Here is a 19,759-nt window from a genome sequence, read left to right on the forward strand (position 1 = left end):
CCGTTTTCCACCCGCGTACGCGTTCCCCCAAGGCCAGAAGGACACTGACCATGAGACGCTTCTTCACCGCCGCCGCCACGGCGGCGAGCCTCGTCGCCGCCGCGGTCCCGGCGCTCGCCAAGACCGAGCTTACGATGTTCTACCCGATCGCCGTGGGCGGGCCGCTCACCAAGGTGATCGACGGCATGATCGAGGGCTTCCAGAAGGAGAACCCCGACGTCGCCGTGAAGGCGGTCTATGCCGGCAATTACGACGACACCCGCGTGCGGGCGCTCTCGGCGCTCAAGAGCGGCCAGCCGGCCCAGCTCTCGGTGCTGTTCTCCATCGACGCCTACGACCTGATCGAGCAGGAGCTGATCGTCCCGTTCGAAGACGTGGTGAAGAGCGCCGAGGAGAAGGCCTGGCTCGACAGCTTCTATCCGGCGCTGATGGCGAACGGGCGCATCGACGGCAAGACCTGGGGCATCCCGTTCCAGCGCTCCACCATCGTCATGTTCTACAACAAGGACATGTTCCGCGAGGCCGGGCTCGACCCGAACGCGCCGCCGAAGACCTGGGACGAGATGGTGGCGGCCGGCAAGACGCTCGCCAAGGACGGCCGCTATGGCCTCATGGTGCCGTCCACCGGCTATCCCTACTGGATGTTCCAGTGCTTCGCGATCCAGAACGGCAAGGAGCTGATGAGCAAGGACGGCGCCAGCGTCGCCTTCGACGACCCGGCGGTGATCGAGGCGCTCTCATTCTGGAAGTCGCTTTCCAGCGAACACAAGATCTCGCCCGCCGGCATCGTCGAGTGGGGCACCCTGCGCCAGGCGTTCGTGCAGGGCCAGACCGCCATGATGTGGCACACCACCGGCAACCTCACGGCGGTGAGGAAGGAGGCGAAGTTCGACTTCGGCGTCGCCGAGCTGCCGGCCCACAAGCAGCCCGGCTCGCCCACCGGCGGCGGCAACTTCTACCTGTTCCGCAACGCCACCGAGGCCGAGCGCGCCGCGTCCCTCAAGCTGATCCGCTACATGACGGCGCCCGAGCGCGCGGCCGAGTGGTCCATCGCCACCGGCTATGTGGGCGTGAGCCCGGCCTCCTACGAGACCGAGAAGCTGAAGGCCTACGGCAAGGACTTCCCGCAGGCTCTGGTGGCGCGCGACCAGCTCAAGGTCGCGATCGCCGAGTTCTCCACCTGGGAGACGGCGCGGGTGCGCGAGGCGCTCAACAACGCCATCCAGGCGGCGCTGACCGGCGCCAAGAGCCCGGCCGACGCGCTGAAGGAGGCCCAGGCCACCGCCAACCAGCTGCTCAAGCCCTTCAAGCGCTGAGCCGGGGCCCGGCCCCTTCCCCGCTAGCGCGACATCTCTCCCTCTCCCGCTTGCGGGGGAGGGCTAGGAAGGGGGCTGGCAGGCGAGGGATGGGGAGGCGGCGAAGACGCCGCCCCTCTCCTTCCCTTCGCAGCGTCATCCCCCGGCTTGTCCGGGGGATCCACCCGGCGGCCCGCCTCTGCCTTGCCGAAACGCCGCGCAGGCGGCGGCGTGGATGCCCCGGACAAGCCGGGGCATGACGGGAGTGAGGGATGACGGAGGTGAGGAATGACGAAGCAGGCGCCCGGCCCGGACTTGGTGGCGGGCACCGGCCAAACTCCCTCTCCCGCTTGCGAGACCTCTGCGAAACATCGCGTCACGGCTGGGATTGAGCGTTTGGCGTGTTCCGAGGGTGTTGCGCACCGAAGCGATGGGAGTGCGCGGACGCTTCGGGCGAGCGCCTGTGGCGCTCAGGCGGCCTTGCCGGTCAGGGTCCTGAGGTTGAAGGCGATGAGCATCAGGTCCAGGTGGAAGGCGTTGGCGAGCAGGCCGGTGTAGCGCATCCGCCCCAGGCCGTAGCGCCCCTTGAGCTGGGAGAAGGTGCGCTCGACGCCGGAGCGCACCCGGCCGATCAGCGTGTTGCGCACCGCCTGCCAGCGGGGCAGCCCCTTCTGGTGCTTGTTCCGGCGGTGCTGGATGCGGTCCTTGATGCCCTGCGCCTTCAGGGCCTGCCGCCGCGCCTTCTTCTCGTAGGCCTTGTCGGCATAGACCGCCCGTTCGTCGCCCAGGATCAGGCGATCGGCGACCTCGCTCTCATACACCTTGGCCGGGGTCAGGACCCGGCTTCTCACCAGGCCAGAGGTCTGGTCCACACCGATATGGACCTTGTAGCCGAAGAACAGGGTGCGCGCCGTCCCCCGCCGGGTCCAGTTCGCGTCCGGGTCCTGCGGCGAGCGGCTTTCCTGCTCCCGCGGCGTGGAGCGGGAGGGCGGCGGGCGCACCGCGCTCTGCACCAGGGTGGCGTCGATCAGGGTGCCGGTCTTGAGCACGAAGCCCGCCGCTTCCAGCTGGCGCAGCACCTCGCAGAACAGCGCCTCGCCCAGGCCCGCCTGCTTCAACGCGTTGCGAAACCGGCACAGCGTCGTCTCGTCGGGGGTGGCGGCATCCAAGGCGAGGCCGCAGAAGCGACGGAACGACACCCGGTCCAGCAGGGCTTCCTCCAGGCCCGGATCGGACAGGCCGTACCATTGCTGCAGCAGCAGCGCCTTGAACATCGACAGCGGGCTGTACGGCGGACGCCCGGTCTCGCCGGGCCGCACCGCCACCACCAGCGCCTCGATCCGCGTCCAGTCGAGCAGACCGCTGATCCGCTCGAGCCGCGCATTGCGCCCAAACCCCGCAGGCAACAATGCGTCAAGGAAGCTCTGTTGATCCATCACCGCATCCCCCTCACACGCAGTGAATCACAACCCAAAGCTCACGTCATTTCGCAGAGGTCTCGCTTGCGGGGGAGGGTTGGGGAGGGGGCAAGGGACGCCGTCCCCATCCCCACCGCCGGGCAAGCGCAGAAGGTTCCCCCTCCCTGCCCTCCCCCGCACGCGGGGGAGGGTTCCGCGTCGTTCCCAGACCCACCGCCGGAGCACCCCAGCAAGCCCATGTCCACCGCCCGCGCGCTTGATCCCATCGCCTCCCGGCAGCGGCGCCTCCATGCGCTCTACGGCTGGATGCTGCTCGCGCCCGCTCTGATCCTGCTCACCCTGTTCGCGTTCCTGCCCACGGCGACGACGCTGATCGCCAGCGTCCATTCGCGCGGCACCGCGCGCCGGCCCTCGGTGTTCAACGGCGCCGAGAACTATGCCGACCTCCTCGCCGACCCCACCTTCTGGACCGTGCTCGGCAACACCCTCGTCTATGCCGGCGTCACCATCCCGGTCTCGATCGCGCTCGCGCTCCTGATGGCGCTGTGGGCGGACCGGCAATTGCCGCTGCGCGGCTTCGTGCGCGGAGCCTACTTCACCCCCACCATCCTGCCCATGATCGCCGCCGCGAACCTGTGGCTGTTCTTCTACACCCCCGGCCTCGGCGTCATCGACAGCGTCACCGGCCTCTTCGGCCTGCCGCCGGTCAACTGGCTCGGCCAGCCCCAGACCGCGCTCGGGGCGGTGATCGTCGTCACGGTGTGGAAGGAGGCGGGCTTCTTCATGATCTTCTACCTCGCCGCGCTCCAGACCATCCCGCCGGACCTCAAGGAAGCGGCGCTGGTGGAGGGCGCGGGGCGCCTGACCTATCTGCGCCGGGTGCTGCTGCCGCTGCTCATGCCCACCACGGCCTTCGTCTTCATCAACGCGCTCATCAACTCGGTGAAGCTGATCGACCACCTGTTCATCCTCACCAAGGGCGGGCCGAACAACGCCACCAAGCTCGTCCTCTACTGGATCTGGGAGATGGCCTTCTCCTATTTCGACCGCGCCCACGCCGCCGCCCTGACGGTGCTGGTTCTGGCGGTGCTCGGGGCGGCGGCGGTGTTCCAGTTCGCCGTGCTCGACAAGAGGATCCACTACCGATGACGCGCGCCAAGGCGGGACGGCCGATCCACTTCGGCGACGCTCTGGAGGCGGCGGGCGCGTGGCTGCTGGCGCTCGCCTGGATCGCGCCGCTGCTGTTCGCCGCCTGGGCCTCGGTGCACGCGCCGGGACAGGCGCTCGACTTCTCGCTCGACGCGCCCTTCACGCTGGAGAACTACCGCGCCGCATGGGCCGCCGCGCCCTGGCCCACCTACGCGCTCAACACGCTGGCGCTGGTGAGCTTCACCCTCGCCGGCCAGCTTCTCCTGTGCACGCTCGCCGGCTACGCCTTCGCGCGCTTCAGCTTCCCGGGGCGGGAGGCGCTGTTCGTGCTGGTGCTGCTCCAGCTCTTCATCCTGCCGGAGGTGCTGATCGTCGAGAACTACGCCATGGCGGCGCGGCTCGGCCTGATCGACAGCATCGCCGGCATGGGCCTGCCCTACATCGCCAGCGCGTTCGGCATCTTCCTGCTGCGGCAGGCGTTCAAGTCGGTGCCCCTGGAGCTGGAGGAGGCGGCGCGGGTGGAGGGCTGCTCGCTCCTGGGCGTGCTGTGGCGTGTCTATGTGCCGGCCGCGCGGCCGGTCTATCTCGCCTATGCCCTGGTGTCGGTGGCGACCCACTGGAACAACTTCCTGTGGCCGCTGATCGTCACCAACGCGCCGGCGACGCGCCCGCTCACGGTGGGCCTGTCGCTGTTCGGCGCGCCGGAGAGCGGGGTCGACATCTCCACCATCAGCGCCGCGACGCTGATGGTGGTGGCGCCGCTGATGGTGGCGTTCCTGATCTTCCAGCGCCAGTTCATCCAGGCGTTCCTGCGCGCCGGCATCCGCTGAGCGCGATCCGAGCGAATTGAACCAAGTTGCAGTGGTAGCTCCGTTTGAAGGCCCGACGTTGGGCTCGGCGCCACGTGGAACCCTCTCCCGCGTGCGGGGGAGGGAGCATGGTCGGGGCGACATTCACATGGAGACACCCGCCAAACTGCTCGGCGGTTCGCCCACTCGCTCCAAAGGCACAGCCCGCACGCCCTGCCCTATTGCAGGCGCTCGATGGCGACCGCGGTGGCCTCGCCGCCGCCGATGCACAGCGAGGCGATGCCGCGCTTCAGGCCGTAGCGCTCCAGCGCCGCCAGCAGCGTCACCATCACCCGCGCGCCGGAGGCGCCGATGGGATGGCCGAGCGCGCAGGCGCCGCCATGCACGTTCACCTTGTCCTCGGGCAGGCCGAGGTCGCGCATGGCCGCCATGGGCACCACGGCGAACGCCTCGTTGATCTCGAACAGGTCCACGTCCTTCAGGTCCCAGCCGGTCTTCTCGGCGAGCGTGCGCACCGCGCCGATGGGGGCGGTGGTGAACAGGTTCGGCGCCTGGGCGTGGGTGGAATGGCCGACGATGGCGGCGAGCGGGGTGAGCCCGCGCTTCTCGGCCTCCGAGCGGCGCATGAGCACCAGCGCCGCCGCGCCGTCGGAGATGGATGAGGAGTTCGCCGCCGTCACCGTGCCGCCGTCGCGGAAGGCGGGCTTCAGGGTCGGGATCTTGTCGAGCTTGGCCTTGGGCGGCTGCTCGTCGGTGGCGACCACGCGCTCGGCCTTGCCGGCCTTCACGCTCACCGGGACGATCTCGGCCTCGAACGCGCCGGTCGTGATCGCCTTCTGCGCCTTGGTGAGGGAGGCGATGGCGAACGCGTCCTGCGCCTCGCGGGTGAACTGGTAGGCCTGCGCGCAATCCTCGGCGAAGGTGCCCATGAGGCGGCCCTTGTCGTAGGCGTCCTCCAGCCCGTCGAAGAACATGTGGTCGATGACCTTGCCGTGGCCCATGCGGTAGCCGCCGCGGGCGCGGTCCAGCAGATAGGGCGCGTTGGTCATGCTCTCCATGCCGCCGGCCACCGCGACCGAGGCGGAGCCCGCGGCGAGGAGGTCGTGGGCAAACATGGCCGCCTTCATGCCGGAGCCGCACATCTTGTTCACGGTGGTGGCGCCGGTGGAGAGCGGCAGACCCGCGCCCAGCGCCGCCTGGCGCGCCGGCGCCTGGCCGAGGCCGGCGGGCAGCACGCAGCCGAACACCACCTCCTCCACCTGCTCGGGCGCGACGCCGGCGCGCGACAGCGCGGCGGCGATGGCGGCGGCGCCGAGCGCCGGTGCGGCGACGTCCTTGAGGTCGCCCTGGAAGCCGCCCATGGGGGTGCGGGCGGCGCCGACGATGACGATGGGATCAGATGCGCTCATTGCATAGTCCTCCCTGAATTTCAGACCAGACGAAAGGCGGTCGTGCCCCTGCCGGGTCCCGGGCCTTCAAGCTTCCGTCATGCCCCGGCTCGTCCGGGGCATCCACCGCGCCGCCCGCTCCACCGTCCCCCGGCATCCGCCTCGCCGCCGGGAGGATCCCCCGCACGAGGCGGGGGATGACGCGCGGACCATCCCGTGCGCCTGCTCAGCGCGGCGGCATGCGCAGCGCGCCGTCGAGGCGGATCACCTCGCCGTTCAGCATGGTGTTTTCCAGGATGTGCCGCACCATGGCGGCATATTCCGGCGGCCGGCCGAGGCGGGGCGGGAACGGCACCGTCTTGCCCAGGCTGTCCTGCACGTCCTGCGGCAGGCCGGCCATCATCGGCGTCTCGAAGATGCCGGGCGCGATGGTGACGACCCGCACGCCGAAGCGCGCCAACTCGCGCGCCACCGGCAAGGTGAGCGCGGCGACGCCGCCCTTGGAAGCGGCATAGGCCGCCTGGCCGATCTGCCCGTCAAAAGCGGCGATGGAGGCGGTGTTGACGATCACCCCGCGCTCGCCCTCGGCGTCGGGCTCTTCCTTGACGATGGCGTCCGCCGCGAGGCGCAGCATGTTGAAGGTGCCGACGAGGTTGATGGCGACCGCGCGGGCGAAGCTGTCGAGCCGGTGCGGTCCCTCGCGCCCCACCACCTTCTCGCCGGGGGCGATGCCGGCGCAGTTGACAAGGCCATGGACATGGCCGAACGCCGCGCGGGCGAGCGCGACGGCGGCGATGCCGTCGGCCTCGCTGGTCACGTCCGCGCGCTGGAAGCGGGCCGCATCGCCCAGCTCGGCTGCGACCGCCGCGCCGGCCTCGGCGTTCACGTCGACGATCACCACCCGGCCGCCCGCGCCCACCAGCATGCGCGCCACCGCCGCGCCGAGCCCCGAGCCGGCGCCGGTGACGAGAAAGACGTGATCCCTGATCTGCATGGGCCTGGCCCTCCCATTGGCCGTGAACCGCCGCGCGGGGTTCGCCCGCCCCGCATGCGCGGCGATCTAGCCGCCCTTTCATATGGCATGCGATGACCCAATCGGCATAATTTATTGATTGATTTTGCCATGTCGCGCGAGCTGTGGGGGACCGATGGAACGGCGCATGATCTCGGCCGGCTTCGTGGAGGACGCGCTCGCGAGCGTGCGCCGCGCCGGCCTGCCCGTGGCGCCGCTGCTGACGCGCGCCGGCATTCCCGCCGCCGTCGGCGCCTCGGTCTCGGCGGAGCAGTACGGCGCGCTGTGGCGCGAGATCGCGCGGGCGCTGGACGACGAGTATTTCGGCATGGGCGCGCGGCCCATGCGTGCCGGCAGCTTCGCCATGCTGTGCCAGGCGATCCTCCATGCGGCGACGCTGGAGCAGGCTCTGCGGCGCGCGCTGCGCTTCCTGCGCCTCGTGCTCGACGCGCCCCATGGCCGCCTCGTGGTGGAGGACGGGCTCGCCCGGATCGTGCTGGAGGACGAGGGACCGGCGCGCTCCGCCTTCGCCTACCGCACATTCTGGGTGATCGTGCACGGCATCACCTGCTGGCTGGTGGGCCGGCGCATCCCGCTGCGCGGGGTGGACTTCCGCGCCCCGCGCCCGGCGCACGGGCCGGACTACCGCCTGTTCTTCGGCGCCCCCGTGCGCTTCTCCCAGCCGGCGAGCGTGCTCGCCTTCGACGCCGCCTTCCTGAGGCTGCCGGCCCGGCGCGACGAGAAGGCGCTGGCCGAGTTCCTGCGCCGGGCGCCCGCCAACATCCTGGTGCGCTACCGCCACGATGCCGGCCTCGCCGCCCGGGTGCGCGCGCATCTGCGCGCCGTGCCGCCCGCCGCCTGGCCCGGCATGCGCGAGATCGCCGCCCGCCTGCGCCTGTCCGAGCTCACGCTCCGGCGCCGGCTGAAGGCGGAGGGACGGACCTATCGCGACATCAAGGAGGAGGCGCGCCGCTCCCTCGCCCTGGAATGGCTCGCGGCCGGCGGGCGCGGGGTGGGCGAGATCGCCGCCGAGCTCGGCTTCTCCGAGCCGAGCGCGTTCCACCGCGCCTTCCGAAAATGGACCGGCAAGAGCCCGGGCGCCTATCGCCGGCAGCCGGGCTGACGCCGCCACGCCCGCGCGGGGGACGGGGCGCGCCGCAAGATTGACCTGGAGCGCCCCGCTCCCCCTGAGGCCAAGGCGCTCCAGGAACGGATGCCGCCGGGACTGCGGACCCGGCGGCGCCCGGTTCAGAACCGATAGTTGATGCCCATCCGCACCGTGTGCAGATGCACGTCCGCGCGGCCGCTGGAGGGGTAGAAAAGCGTATCGTCCGTATCGCCGTACATCGCCGCAAAGTCGGCGCCGCCGAGGTCTAGATAGAGATACTCCGCTTTCACCGACCAGCGATCGGCCAGCGCATATTCGGCACCGGCGCCGAGCGTCCAGCCGAGCGCGGTGGAGCGGGCCGCGCTCGAATAGCCGACCGCGTGGTAGGTGGGGGGCGAGTCGAAATCGTTGGCCCAGAGCAGCGAACCGTTGTTGCTCATCGCCACCCGCCCCCAGGCGAGGCCGCCCGTCACATAGGGCAGGAAGCGGCCGAACGCCTGGCCGATCCGCACCCGCGCCGTGCCGAACGCATTGACGCTGGCCGCGACCTCGCCCCTGAGGCGGGTGTCGGGCGTGTCGTAGGCATAGGGCACGCTCTCGCCCAGCTGGCCGATGGCGACGTCCGCCTCGAAGCCCAGCACCGTGCCGTTCGCGAGCTGGTAGTTGTAGCCGGCCTGAATGGCGCCGAACCACCCTTCGGGACCGACCGGAACGCCATGGAAGATCGAACGCACGGGATAGCCGGGGATGAAATCGTCGCCGATCTCCACCTGCGCCAGCCGGCCCGCCTCGCCCCAGGCGTAGCCGGCGCTGGCGCCGGCATGGAAGCCGGTCCAGGAGAAGGCCGGCACGGCGCCCGGCTCCGCCGCGCGGGCGGGGCATGCGGCAAAGGCCAGGAGCGCCACGCCGGCCAACAGTGATCTCATCATCGCCAGAGTCTCGATTCCCGAAGAAGTTGAGCGCGACAGTAGGGGTTCGGCCGGCGGATGCTCGGTGGTGCGCGAACTGATGCTGGGCATTGCGCGCACTCGGCCGCGTCGCCGGCACGCCGTTGCGCATCTGCATCACCGATCAAGGTGTTATATTACAATGATATTGACGGCCGAAGCGACCGCCTGCGATCCTTCCACATTGCGCTGCGGCATGGGCCGCCCGCCGGGACGCCGATGACAGACACCGACGCCGCCACGCGACTGCGCTTCCGCACCGAGGAGGTGCCCGAAAACATCCGCATGGCGTTCGTGCGCGAGCATTTCGCGCGCACCATGATCGGGCTCGACATCGAGCCCGATCCGCAGGACCGCCTCAGGATCGAGGTCGACCTCCTGCGGCTGCCCGACGTGACCGTCGCGCGCGGGACATCGAGCGCGCTCACCTCGAGCCGCAGCGCGCTGCTGCTCGCGGACGGCAACGACGACATCGCCATCTCCCGCCTCGCCACCAGGTTCCGCCTGGCCGCCCCGGGCCGGCCGGACATCGACCTGAAGCCGGGCGACGTCGCGGCGCTGAACCTCGGCGACCGGCTCGCCATGGAAGTGGGGATGCAGGCGGACTTCTGGACCATCCAGATCTCGCGCCCCCGCCTCGCCCGCCTGCTGCCGCGAACCGACGACGTTCACCTGCGGCCGCTCCAGCGCACCGATCCGATCGTGGAGATGCTGTTCGGCTACGCCGGGCTCGTCGCCGGCCTGCCGCCGCTCGCGGAGGCGCGCCGGCTCGCCTCCGACCATCTCGCCGAGCTCGCAGCGCTGGCGCTGAGCCCGGCCGCGGAACGGCGCGGGAGCGAGCCGTCCGGCGTGCGGGCCGCGCGGCGCGCGGCGGCGCGGGAGCAGGTCCACGCGGCCCTCGATCGCCCCAACCTCTCGGCCGTCTCGGTGGCGGCGCGGCTCGGCATCAGTACGCGCTACGTGCAGCTTCTGTTCGAGGAGGACGGGGAGAGCTTCTCCGTCTACGTGACGCGCCTGCGCCTGGAGCGGGTGCGGCGGCTGATCGAGGACCCGCGCCACGCCCACCGGCGCATCGCCGACCTCGCCTTCGAGGTCGGCTTCCGCGACCTCTCCACCTTCAACCGCCAGTTCCGCCGCCGTTTCGGCGAAACGCCCACGGCCGTCCGCCGGCGCGGCTGAGGCGCGCGCGCCAGGCGAGCCCCTGGAGCAGCGCCGCCGCCAGCGCGAAGCCGATGCCGAGCCCGCTCACCAGCGCCCAGCCGCCGACGCTCCAGGCGAGCGTCCCGAGGCCGGAGCCGGCGGCGCCGCCCAGGAACATGACGCCCATGAAGGCGGTGTTGAGCCGCGCCCGCGCCTCCGGCTTCAGCGCGTAGACGATGTGCTGGTGCGCCACCAGCGCGCTCTGCATGCCGAAATCCAGGAGGATGCAGCCGAGCACCAGCCCGGCGAGCGTGCCCCACGCGCCGAGCACGATCCAGGCGGCGAGCGCCACCGCCGTGCCCATCAGCACCGCGCCGGTCGGCCCGTGGCGGTCGGCGAAGCGCCCGGCGAGCGGCGCCGCCAGGATGCCCACCGCGCCGATCAGCCCGAACAGGCCGGCGACATCGGCACCGAGCCCGAACGCGGGCGCCTCCAGGCGGAAGGCGAGAATGGTCCAGAACACCGAGAAGGCGGCGAAGATCAGCGCCTGCGTCACCGCCGCGAGCCGGAGCGCCGGGAACGCGCGCCACAGGTCGGCGATGGAGCCGATGAGGCGCCCGTAGCCCATCCGCGTGTCGGGCGCGCTGCGCGGCAGCACCAGCGCCATCACGCCCGCCATGGCGAGCGAGAGCGGCACGGCCAGCCAGAACATCTCGCGCCAGCCGCCATGGGTGGCGACGAAGCCCGCGAGCGTGCGGCTGAGCAGGATGCCGGAGAGCAGCCCCGCCATCACCGTGCCCACCGTGGCGCCGCGCCGCTCGGGGGCGGCAAGATGCGCGGCCAGCGGCACGATCTGCTGCGCCACCGTCGCGCCGAGCCCGACCAGGAGCGAGCCGAGCGCCAGCACCGCCGCGCTCGGCGCGCTCGCCGCCAGCACCAGCGCCGCCGCGAGCAGCGCGAACTGAACCACGATGAGGCGCCGCCGCTCCACGAGGTCGCCCAGCGGCACCAGCAGGAACAGGCCGAGCGCGTATCCGAGCTGGGTGGCGGTGGGGATGGCGCCGCCGAGCGCGCCCGGCAGCTCCTGCTCGATCTGCGCCAGCATGGGCTGGTTGTAATAGATGTTGGCGACCGCGAGGCCCGCCGCGGCCGCCATGGCGAAGGTGAGGGCGGGGCCGGCCGCCTTCGCGCCCGCCGGCGCCGGATTCTGCGCTGACATGTCCATCTCCCGGCCGCAGGCCTTGCGCCGGATGCCGCCCGGGCATCGGCGCCTGCCGCGACGACGACCGGAAGATAGGTTCACGCGACTTGGGATATAATCCCTTCCATTGATGCACCGATATATCGGAAATCGATATGCTCGATCTCACCGCTTTGGCGCTGATGGTGGAGACCGCCTCGGCCGGCAGCCTCGCCGCCGGCGCCCGCCGGCTGCGCCTCTCGCCCATGACGGCCAGCCGGCTGCTGGCCGCCCTGGAGCGCGACCTCGGAGTGCGGCTCGCCCATCGCACCACGCGCGCCTTCTCGCTCACCGAGGAAGGCCAGGCGCTCCTGCCGCACGCCCGCGCCATGCTGGAGGACGAGGCCGCCGCCCGGGCCAGCGTGCGCGGCAGCGACGCGGAGGCGCGCGGCCTCCTGCGCGTCACCACCTCGTTCGCCTTCGGCCGCCGCGTTCTGGCGCCGCTCACCGCGCGCTTCATGCTGGCGCATCCGAAGGTCCAGGTGGACCTGCAGCTCACCGACGGGGTTCTGGACATCGTCGCCGAGGGCATCGACCTCGCCATCCGCATCGCCGCGCCCGCCGACAGCGCGCTGGTGGGGCGGCGACTGCACGACAGCCCGCGCGTGCTGGTGGCCGCGCCCGCCTACATCGCCCGCCGCGGCGCGGCGCAGGCGCTGGCCGAGCTGCACCATCACGAGTGCCTGACCATGAGCGGGGCCACCCACTGGAGCTTCGGCGGCGGCCGGGAGGTCAGCCGCGTCCGGGTGGCGGGACGCTTCACCGCCAATTCCATCGACGCGCTCCACGCCGCCTGCCGCGGCGGCCTCGGCATCGCCATGCTCTCGCTCTGGAATGTGGGGCCGGACCTGGAGGCGGGCACCCTGGCTGTGCTCCCGCTCGCCGATGCGGTGCCGGAGCCGCTCGGCATCTGGGCGGTCTATCCCACCCGCCGCATGGTGCCGGCGAAGGTGCGCCTGTTCGTCGAGGCGCTGGCGGCGGAGCTGAAGACCATGGCCTGAGCCGCGCCCGCCGCCGGATGCGTCAGAGCCTGCTTGGAAAATCAAGACTGGGTCCGGCCCGGGCTCCCCGCCATGGCCGGTGCAAGCCCGGCCATGGCGGTTGCGTGGATGCGCGGCGCCGCGAAAGGCGACGTTCTGGGCCGTTCCAAACAGGCCCTCAGCGGGCGCGGGTGGACTCGTAGAGGAACCACACCCGGCGCTCGGCCTCGTCGATCCAGTTCTCGATCAGGCTCGCGGTCGCCACGTCGTTGAACGCGTCGCACACGTCGTGGACCTCGCGCAGGTAGCCGACCATGCTCTTGTTGTCCTCCATCAGCTCGGCCAGCATGTCCTCGGCGGTGACGAAGTCCGCGTCGTTGTCGGCGAGGCGCTGGATGCGGTGGATGTGGCCGATGGAGCGCAGCGTCGTGCCGCCCACCTTGCGCGCGCGCTCGGCCATGTCGTCGGTGGTGGCGAAGATCTGGTCGGCCTGCTCGTCGAGCATCAGATGGTCGTCGCGGAAGTGCGGGCCGGACATGTGCCAGTGGAAGTTCTTGGTCTTCAGATAGAGCGCGAACATGTCGGCGAGCAGCCCCGTGAGGGCGCCGGCGATGTCCTTCGTGGCATTGGCGCCGAGATCGGTGGGGGTGCGCAGGGCGGCCTGCCGGCGCTCCTTGACGGTGGTGGTCATGATCGCATTCCTCATGATGGGCTGGCGGGGTGCGCGGCATGGCCGCGCCTCGTCGTCCGCAAGGCCGGAACGCGCAGAGGCGTCTCCCGTTCCCGCTGGCGGGGAATTTGCGCCGCCGGTGACGGGCGGGATGCCCGGCCCGAGGACCGCCCTCAGCGCAGTTGCATGCGCACCCAGCGGACCAGCGCCCGCATCCGGGCCTTGATGCGGCCCAGATGGACGAAGGCGGCGATGGCATCGCGCACCGAGGCGGCGGTCGTCACCATCCAGGCGACCGGCCGCAGGGTCATCAGCTGCGCCCGCCCGGCGGTGAAGATGCGCTCGATCAGCACGAACGAGATCAGGTGCGCCAGGAGGAAGGCGATGGTGCCGGTCTTCACGTGGCCGTCGGCGATCCTGAGCAGCGCCAGGAACTTCAGCGGCTCCACCACCACATAGGGCACGCCGATCAGCACCAGCACCACGTAGGGCGAAAGGCCCGACACCCAGCCCTCCAGCGCCTGCATCAGCCGCAGCCCGGCGATCCACCGCAGCAGCGGCCGGTAGAGCGGCCGCACCAGCTCGTCGAGCACGATGACGGCGCCGGCGACGATGCGGAACAGGACCACCAGGCCCCGGATGAGGGGATTGCGGCCGGAGCGGCGGGGCGAGGGATCGGTGGCGGGCATGGACGGGACCGCGCTGACAGGCAACCGCGTCCAAAATGCGGCGGCCACCGCAATCGTCCGGGGCGGAGCCACGTCTTGGCTCCGGCCTCGGTTCCATCCGGCGGGCGCGCGCTCTAGGATCGCCGCGAATCCCTCGCCCGTTCCCGGGGAGCCCTGTGCCCATCAGGCTGATCCATACGTCCGACTGGCAGATCGGCAAGGTCTTCCGCTTCCTCGACGGCGCCACCATGGGCGTGGTCCAGGAGGCGCGGCTTGCCGCCATCGCCCGCATCGGCGGCGAGGCGAAGGCGCTGGGGGCGGGCCATGTGCTGGTGGCTGGCGACGTCTACGACATGGAAGCGCTCTCCACCCGCTCGCTCAACCAGCCGCTGGAGCGGATGCGGAACTTCCCCGGCATCCGGTGGCATCTCATTCCCGCCAACCACGACCCGCACCGGCCGAACGGGCTCTGGGACCAGCTGGTGCGCCGCGGCCTGCCCGACAACGTCCATGCCCACCTTTCGCGCGCGCCGGTGGCGCTCGGGGACGGCGCCTGGCTGCTGCCGGCGCCGCTGTTCCACCGCCACACGCTCAGCGACCCCACCGCCTGGATGGACGCGGCGCCGACCCCCGGGGGGGCGATCCGCATCGGCCTCGCGCACGGCTCGGTCACCGGCTTCGGACCGGAGGGCACCGACCAGCCCAACTACATCTCGCCCCTCAGGCCGCAGGCGGCGGGCCTCGCCTATCTCGCCCTCGGCGACTGGCACCGCCAGCAGAGGATCGGCCCGCGCTGCTGGTACAGCGGCACGCCCGAGCCGGACGCCTTCGACGTCGAGGCCGGCAGGGCGCTGCTGATGGAGATCGAGGGGCCGGACGCGGAACCGGCCGTCACCCCGTTCGAGACCGGCCAGTTCCGCTGGCTCCCGCTCAGCGCCCGGCTCAACGGACGCGCCGACATCGACCAGCTCGCCGCCCGCCTGCGCGCGCTCGGCGGCGCCCTCGACCGGGTGCTGGTGCACCTCGAGGTGGAGGGCGCGCTCTCGCTCCAGGACCGCAGCGCCTTCGAGGCCGAGATCGTCGACGGCGTCTCGGCGGCGCTGCGCTTCCTGCGCGTCGACGAGCGGCGCCTGTTCCCGAGCCCCACGGCGGAGGACCTCGACCGCATCGACCGCGGCGGCTTCGTGCGTACGGCGGCGGAGGAGCTGCGCGCGCTGGCGGCCGCCGGCGGCGCCGAGGGGGCGCTGGCGGCGGAGGCGCTCCAGAAGCTCTATGTGGAGCACATGAAGCTGGAGGCGGGACGGCGATGAAGCTCCGCTCGCTCGCCGTCAACCAGTTCAAGAAGTTCACCGCCCCGGCGCGCCTCGACGGCATCGGCGACGGACTGAGCGTGGTGGTGGGCGCCAACGAGATGGGCAAGTCCACCCTGCTCGACGCGCTCCATGCCGCGCTGTTCGAGCGCCACGCCTCGAAGGCGCAGCAGATCGTCGCGCTCCAGAACGACCGCAACCAGGCCGCGCCGGTGGTGGAGCTGGCGTTCGAGGTGGACGGCGGCCTCTACCGCATCACCAAGCGCTTCCTCAAGAAGCCCTTCGCCCGGCTCGACTGCCCGGACGGCCGCACGCTGGAGGGAGACGCCGCCGAGGACGCCCTGCGCGCGCTGCTGCGCTTCGAGGAGCCGGGCAAGACCGGCGCCAAGGCCGGCACGCTCGGCATGTGGAGCGTGCTGTGGGTGAAGCAGGGCCTGTCCTTCGCCGACCTCGCGCTGCCGGAGACCGCCCGCTCCAGCCTGCACGTCGCGCTGGAGAGCGAGGTGGGCGCCGTGCTCGGCGGAAAGCGCGGCCTCGCTCTGCCCCAGGCCATCGAGGAGCAGCGTGACGACCTCCTCACCAAGGCCGGCAAGCCGCGCGGCGCCTATGGCAAGGCCGTCGAGGCCGTCGAGGCGCTCGCCGCCGAGATCGCCGCGCTCGCCGCCCGCCGCGAGGACCTCTCCAAGACCCTGGAGGCGCTGGAGGCGGCGCAGGAGCGGCTCGGCCGCCTCTCCGCCCCCGCCCGCGACCGGCAGGACGCGGAGGAGCTCGCCGAGGCCCGCGCGCGGCACGCCCGGCTCTCGGAGCTGGAGGCGCGCATCGCCGGCGCCGTCCATGCGGTGGAGCTCCGGCGGCGCGACCTCGCCGCCGCCGATGCCGCCGTCGCGGAGCGCCGGCGCCTGCGCGAGGACGCCGGCGCCGAGACGGAGGCCCTCGCCGCCTCCGGCGCGCGCCTTGAGGCGGCGCGGCAGGCGCAGGAGGCGGCGCGCGCGCGCATGGACGCCCTGCGCCAGGAGGTGCGCGCGGCCGAGGCGGCGGTGGGCGCCGCGGAGGATAGCGCGCTCGCCGCCCAGGCCATCGCCGCTGCCGTCGAGCGCGCGGCCCGCATCCGCGAGCTGGAAGGCCGGCTCGCCAGGGCCGAGGCCGCCGAGGCCCGCGCCAGCGAGGCGCGCCGCAAGGCGGAGGCGATCGCGGTGGGCGAAGCGGCGCTCGCCGCCATCCGCAAGGCCGAGACCGAGGCCGCGGCGGCCGAGGCCCGGCTCGGCGCGGCGGCGACCCTCATCACCCTCGACATTCCCGATGCCCGGCGCGCCGGCCTCGCCCTGGACGGCCGGCCGCTGGCGCCGGGCACGACCACCGTGCGCGCGGTGGAGGCGGTGACGCTGGACATCCCCGAGCGCGGCCGCATCACCGTCGCCCCCGCCATCAAGGACCGCGACCTGCTGCTGCGCCGGGCGCAGGAGGCGGCGGCGCGGCTCAAGGCGGCGCTGGCGGGCGCGGGCGTCGCCTCTCCCGCCGAGGCTGAGGCCCAGCACGCTTTGCGCGATCGCCTCATGAAGGAGGCGGAGTTCGCCCGCAGCGAGGTGAGCCTGCATGCCCCCGCGAGCGAGGGCCGCGCCGCCGGCGCGCAGGCGCTCGCCGACCACATCGCCGGCCTGCGCGCGATCCTCACCCGCGAGGCCGGCGGCGGCGCCCTGCCGTCGCGGGACGACGCCGAGGCGGCGCTGCGCGCGGCCCAGGCCGACGTCCTTTCTGCCCGCGCCGCCAGCCAGGCCGGCCGCGCCGCGCTCACGGGGCCGGAGGAGGAGCTGGCCCGGCTCCAGGCCGATCTCGCCACCCTGTCGGCGCGCCATGAGCAGGCGGAGCAGCGCGCCGCGCGCCTGCGCGCCGCCCTGGAGAGCGCCTGCGCGACCGCCGACGACGCGGCGCTGGAGGCCGCCATCGCCACCGCCCGCGCCGCGCTGGCGCGGCAGGAGGCGGCCATCGCCGCGCTCTCGGACCAGCGCACCGAGGAGACCCTGCCCCAGCTTGAGGCGCGCATCGTCCGCCTGGAGCAGGCGCTGGCCGAGCGCCGCGAGAAGCGCTCGGCCCTCCAGGAGGAGATCGCCGGCCTCAAGTCGCGCCTCGAGGTGTCGGAGGCGGCCGGCCTCGACGAGGCGATCGCCCTCAAGGCGCGCGAGCTGGAGCTGTGCGAGGCCGAACGCGCCCGCTTCGCGCGCGAGGCGCAGGTGCTGACACTCCTGGCCCGCACCCTGCGCGAGGCGGAGGCGCAGGCCAAGGAGCGCTATCTCTCGCCGGTGCTGAAGCGCGTGGAGCCCTATCTGCGCATCCTCTTCCCCGGCGCGCGCATCCACTTCGACGAGAACCTCAGGATCACCGGCGTCGAGCGCGAGGGCGCGCACCGGGAGGCGTTCGAGCACCTGAGCCTCGGCACCCAGGAACAGATCGCGGTCCTGGTGCGCCTCGCCTTCGCCGAGATGCTGGTGGAGCGCGGCGAGCCGGCGACCGTGATCCTCGACGACGCGCTGGTCTTCTCCGACGACGACCGCATCAAGCGCATGTTCGACATCCTCAACATGGCGGCGCGGAACGTGCAGATCCTGGTCTTCACCTGCCGCGAGCAGGTGTTCGAGGATCTCGGCGGCAAGCTGCTGGCGCTGAAGCCGGGCGGGGTGGACGAGCTGATGTCGGCCTGAGGCAGGCGAAATTCCCTTCTCCCCTCGTGGGAAAAGGTGGCGCGCGCCGGATGAGGGGGAATGCGGCATCGGTTCCCCACCCACTGCCCCCCTGCCCCGCGCGCCGGCGCGTGATTTTGCACGCACGTTCGCGCAAATGCGGCTGGGCGTGGCGGCCCGCGGGCCATAGGCTCTCCGGCACGTCCCCTTCCCCGGAGCCCGCGATGACCAAGGCCTTCGTCTTCGATGCCTACGGCACCCTCTTCGACGTGCAGTCGGTGGCCGACGCCACCGAGGCGGCGTTTCCCGGCCATGGCGAGATCATCACCCAGATCTGGCGCATGAAGCAGCTGGAATACAGCTGGCTGCGCTCCATGATGGGCGCCTACGAGGACTTCTGGGCGGTCACGCGCCAGTCCCTCGCCTACACCCTCCGCGTGCTGGGACTGGAGGCGCGGCCGGAGCTGCTCGACGCGATCGCCGCGACCTACAACAGCCTCACCCCCTATCCCGAGGCCGAGGCGGCGCTCGCGGCGCTCTCCGGCTATCGGCGCGCCATCCTCTCCAACGGCAGCCCGGCCATGCTGGCGCAGCTCGTGGGCAACTCGCCGCTCGCGCCCCATGTCGGCGACATCCTGAGCGTCGATGCGAAGCGCGCCTACAAGCCCGACCCGCGCGCCTACGCCCTCGTGGAGGAGCGGCTGGGCGTCAGGCCGGCGGACGTGGTGTTCGTCTCCTCCAACGGCTTCGATATCGCCGGAGCGAAAAGGTTCGGCTTCCGCGTCGCCCGGATCGAACGGGCCCCCGCGGCGGCGGTGCGGGGCGAGATCGGCCGCGAGATCGGCGCCGGGGCGATCCGCCCGGCGACGCTCTACAAGGCGCTGCGCACCCAGCTCGAAGGGCTCGGCTTCGCGCCGGACCACGTCGTCGGCTCGCTGGCGGAGCTCGCCGCGCTGCCGGGCATCGCCCCCGCTACCGATTGACGGGACAGCGTTTGATGGCCATCAAGAACGCTGCGTCTTCGCCGACCGCCCACCGATCATCGGAAGCGCCGTGTTCAACTGGAACGACCTGACCTACTTCCTGGAGCTGGCGCGTCAGAGCCGGCTGATGCCGGCGGCGCGGCGGCTGCGGGTGGACCACACCACGGTCTCGCGCCGCATCGCCGAGCTGGAGAAGGATCTCTCGGTCAAGCTGTTCGACCGCAAGCCCGACGGCTTCGTGCTGACCGAGCAGGGCCACCGCCTGTTCGCCATCGCCGAGCGGATCGAGCTGGAGGCGGGGGAGATCCAGGAATCCATACGCGCCGCGCCGAGCGCGCCCACGGGGCGGGTGCGCGTCGCCTCCATGGAGGGCATCGGCGCCTTCTATCTCGCCGAGCGGTTCGCGGAGCTGGCCGAGAAGGAGCCCGGCATCGTCGTCGAGCTGGTGACCGAGCGCCACCTCATCAACCTGACCAAGCGCGAGGCGGACATCTCGATCTCGTTCGTGCCGCTCTCGGGCCAGCGCCTCGTGATGCGCAAGATGGGCCAGTTCCGCCTCGCCCTCTATGCGGCGCCCGACTACATCCGCCGCCGCGGCCTGCCGCAGATCCCCGCCGACCTGCCGTCCCACACCTTCGTGGACTATGTGGAGGATCTGGTGGCGATCCAGCCGGTGCACTGGCTGCTCGACGTGCTGGAGCCCTCGAACGTCGCCTTCCGCTCCACCTCCATGCACGCCCAGCAGAACGCGGTGGCGCGCGGGGCCGGCATCGGCCTTCTGCCGCTGTTCTCGGCCAAGTCAAACCCGCGCCTCATCCCGGTGCTGGCGGACGAGGTGGCGGTGACGCGCGACGTCTATGTGGGGGTGCACGAGGACCTGGAATTCATGGGCCGCGTGAAGGTGGTGCTGCGCCACCTCACCGACATGTTCAAGCGCGACGCGGACTATCTCAACAAGCTGTGAGGG

General features: G+C 71.9%; 17 protein-coding genes. 10 read left to right on the forward strand and 7 right to left on the reverse strand.

Features of this window, described 5'->3' with window-relative positions; translation table 11 throughout:
• Window positions 1-50 precede the first annotated feature (50 nt).
• Window positions 51-1,316, forward strand: coding sequence for an ABC transporter substrate-binding protein (locus V5F67_RS18000; RefSeq protein WP_394021590.1), 1,266 nt, complete (start codon window positions 51-53; stop codon window positions 1,314-1,316).
• Between the two features lie 449 nt (window positions 1,317-1,765).
• On the opposite strand, the gene V5F67_RS18005 is transcribed toward V5F67_RS18000, so the two are convergent.
• The gene (locus tag V5F67_RS18005; protein WP_509210584.1) at window positions 1,766-2,731 is read right to left on the reverse strand and encodes an IS5 family transposase; all 966 of its coding nucleotides are present in this window, start codon (window positions 2,729-2,731) and stop codon (window positions 1,766-1,768) included.
• Between the two features lie 219 nt (window positions 2,732-2,950).
• Between V5F67_RS18005 and V5F67_RS18010 the strand changes: the two genes are divergently transcribed.
• Together V5F67_RS18010 and V5F67_RS18015 are read left to right on the forward strand one after the other, a co-directional pair.
• The gene (locus V5F67_RS18010) at window positions 2,951-3,862 is read left to right on the forward strand and encodes a carbohydrate ABC transporter permease (RefSeq protein WP_394020914.1); all 912 of its coding nucleotides are present in this window, start codon (window positions 2,951-2,953) and stop codon (window positions 3,860-3,862) included.
• The gene (locus tag V5F67_RS18015; RefSeq protein WP_394020913.1) at window positions 3,859-4,692 is read left to right on the forward strand and encodes a carbohydrate ABC transporter permease; all 834 of its coding nucleotides are present in this window, start codon (window positions 3,859-3,861) and stop codon (window positions 4,690-4,692) included. Before V5F67_RS18010 ends, V5F67_RS18015 begins: the two co-directional genes overlap by 4 nt.
• Before the next feature lie 197 nt (window positions 4,693-4,889).
• Here V5F67_RS18015 and V5F67_RS18020 read toward each other — a convergent pair whose 3' ends face one another.
• Together V5F67_RS18020 and V5F67_RS18025 are read right to left on the reverse strand one after the other, a co-directional pair.
• A complete protein-coding gene (locus V5F67_RS18020) occupies window positions 4,890-6,080 on the reverse strand; it encodes an acetyl-CoA C-acetyltransferase (RefSeq protein ID WP_394020912.1) in 1,191 nt (396 codons plus the stop codon).
• A gap of 205 nt (window positions 6,081-6,285) precedes the next feature.
• A complete protein-coding gene (locus tag V5F67_RS18025; RefSeq protein WP_394020911.1) occupies window positions 6,286-7,053 on the reverse strand; it encodes a 3-hydroxyacyl-CoA dehydrogenase in 768 nt (255 codons plus the stop codon).
• 154 nt (window positions 7,054-7,207) lie between these two features.
• Here V5F67_RS18025 and V5F67_RS18030 point away from each other — a divergent pair, with 154 nt between their 5' ends.
• Complete coding sequence (locus tag V5F67_RS18030; RefSeq protein ID WP_394020910.1) at window positions 7,208-8,194, forward strand: AraC family transcriptional regulator; 987 nt, start codon at window positions 7,208-7,210, stop codon at window positions 8,192-8,194.
• A 125-nt stretch (window positions 8,195-8,319) separates the two neighbouring features.
• Here V5F67_RS18030 and V5F67_RS18035 read toward each other — a convergent pair whose 3' ends face one another.
• The gene (locus V5F67_RS18035) at window positions 8,320-9,108 is read right to left on the reverse strand and encodes an outer membrane protein (RefSeq protein WP_394020909.1); all 789 of its coding nucleotides are present in this window, start codon (window positions 9,106-9,108) and stop codon (window positions 8,320-8,322) included.
• A gap of 237 nt (window positions 9,109-9,345) precedes the next feature.
• On the opposite strand from V5F67_RS18035, the gene V5F67_RS18040 reads away from it, so the two are divergent.
• Window positions 9,346-10,305 (forward strand): helix-turn-helix transcriptional regulator, encoded by a 960-nt coding sequence (locus V5F67_RS18040; protein ID WP_394020908.1) that lies wholly within the window; start codon window positions 9,346-9,348, stop codon window positions 10,303-10,305.
• Here V5F67_RS18040 and V5F67_RS18045 read toward each other — a convergent pair.
• Entirely contained in the window at window positions 10,244-11,491 is a 1,248-nt protein-coding gene (locus V5F67_RS18045) for an MFS transporter (protein ID WP_394020907.1), read from the reverse strand. The genes V5F67_RS18040 and V5F67_RS18045 overlap by 62 nt on opposite strands.
• A 131-nt stretch (window positions 11,492-11,622) precedes the next feature.
• On the opposite strand from V5F67_RS18045, the gene V5F67_RS18050 reads away from it, so the two are divergent.
• Window positions 11,623-12,507 carry a LysR family transcriptional regulator gene (locus tag V5F67_RS18050; protein WP_394020906.1) on the forward strand — a complete coding sequence of 295 codons (885 nt, stop codon included), beginning with the start codon at window positions 11,623-11,625 and terminating at the stop codon, window positions 12,505-12,507.
• A gap of 157 nt (window positions 12,508-12,664) precedes the next feature.
• Here the strand turns inward: V5F67_RS18050 and V5F67_RS18055 are convergent, their stop codons facing one another.
• Both V5F67_RS18055 and V5F67_RS18060 read right to left on the reverse strand, forming a co-directional pair.
• Window positions 12,665-13,177, reverse strand: a complete 513-nt coding sequence (locus tag V5F67_RS18055) for a Dps family protein (RefSeq protein ID WP_394020905.1) — start codon at window positions 13,175-13,177, stop codon at window positions 12,665-12,667.
• Between the two features lie 152 nt (window positions 13,178-13,329).
• The gene (locus V5F67_RS18060; protein ID WP_394020904.1) at window positions 13,330-13,845 is read right to left on the reverse strand and encodes a hypothetical protein; all 516 of its coding nucleotides are present in this window, start codon (window positions 13,843-13,845) and stop codon (window positions 13,330-13,332) included.
• Between the two features lie 155 nt (window positions 13,846-14,000).
• Between V5F67_RS18060 and V5F67_RS18065 the strand changes: the two genes are divergently transcribed.
• The 4 genes from V5F67_RS18065 (at window position 14,001) to V5F67_RS18080 (ending at window position 19,756) form a co-directional block, all read left to right on the forward strand.
• On the forward strand, window positions 14,001-15,134 hold the full coding sequence (locus V5F67_RS18065; RefSeq protein WP_394020903.1) for a metallophosphoesterase family protein: 1,134 nt from the start codon (window positions 14,001-14,003) through the stop codon (window positions 15,132-15,134).
• On the forward strand, window positions 15,131-17,830 hold the full coding sequence (locus V5F67_RS18070) for an AAA family ATPase (protein ID WP_394020902.1): 2,700 nt from the start codon (window positions 15,131-15,133) through the stop codon (window positions 17,828-17,830). The genes V5F67_RS18065 and V5F67_RS18070 overlap by 4 nt, the downstream gene beginning before the upstream one ends.
• A 203-nt stretch (window positions 17,831-18,033) precedes the next feature.
• Window positions 18,034-18,792, forward strand: a complete 759-nt coding sequence (locus V5F67_RS18075; RefSeq protein ID WP_394020901.1) for a haloacid dehalogenase type II — start codon at window positions 18,034-18,036, stop codon at window positions 18,790-18,792.
• Between the two features lie 70 nt (window positions 18,793-18,862).
• Window positions 18,863-19,756 carry a LysR family transcriptional regulator gene (locus V5F67_RS18080; protein ID WP_394020900.1) on the forward strand — a complete coding sequence of 298 codons (894 nt, stop codon included), beginning with the start codon at window positions 18,863-18,865 and terminating at the stop codon, window positions 19,754-19,756.
• Window positions 19,757-19,759: the final 3 nt, after the last annotated feature.

It is taken from the genome of Xanthobacter pseudotagetidis, assembly GCF_043194795.2.
Lineage (GTDB): Bacteria > Pseudomonadota > Alphaproteobacteria > Rhizobiales > Xanthobacteraceae > Xanthobacter > Xanthobacter tagetidis_A.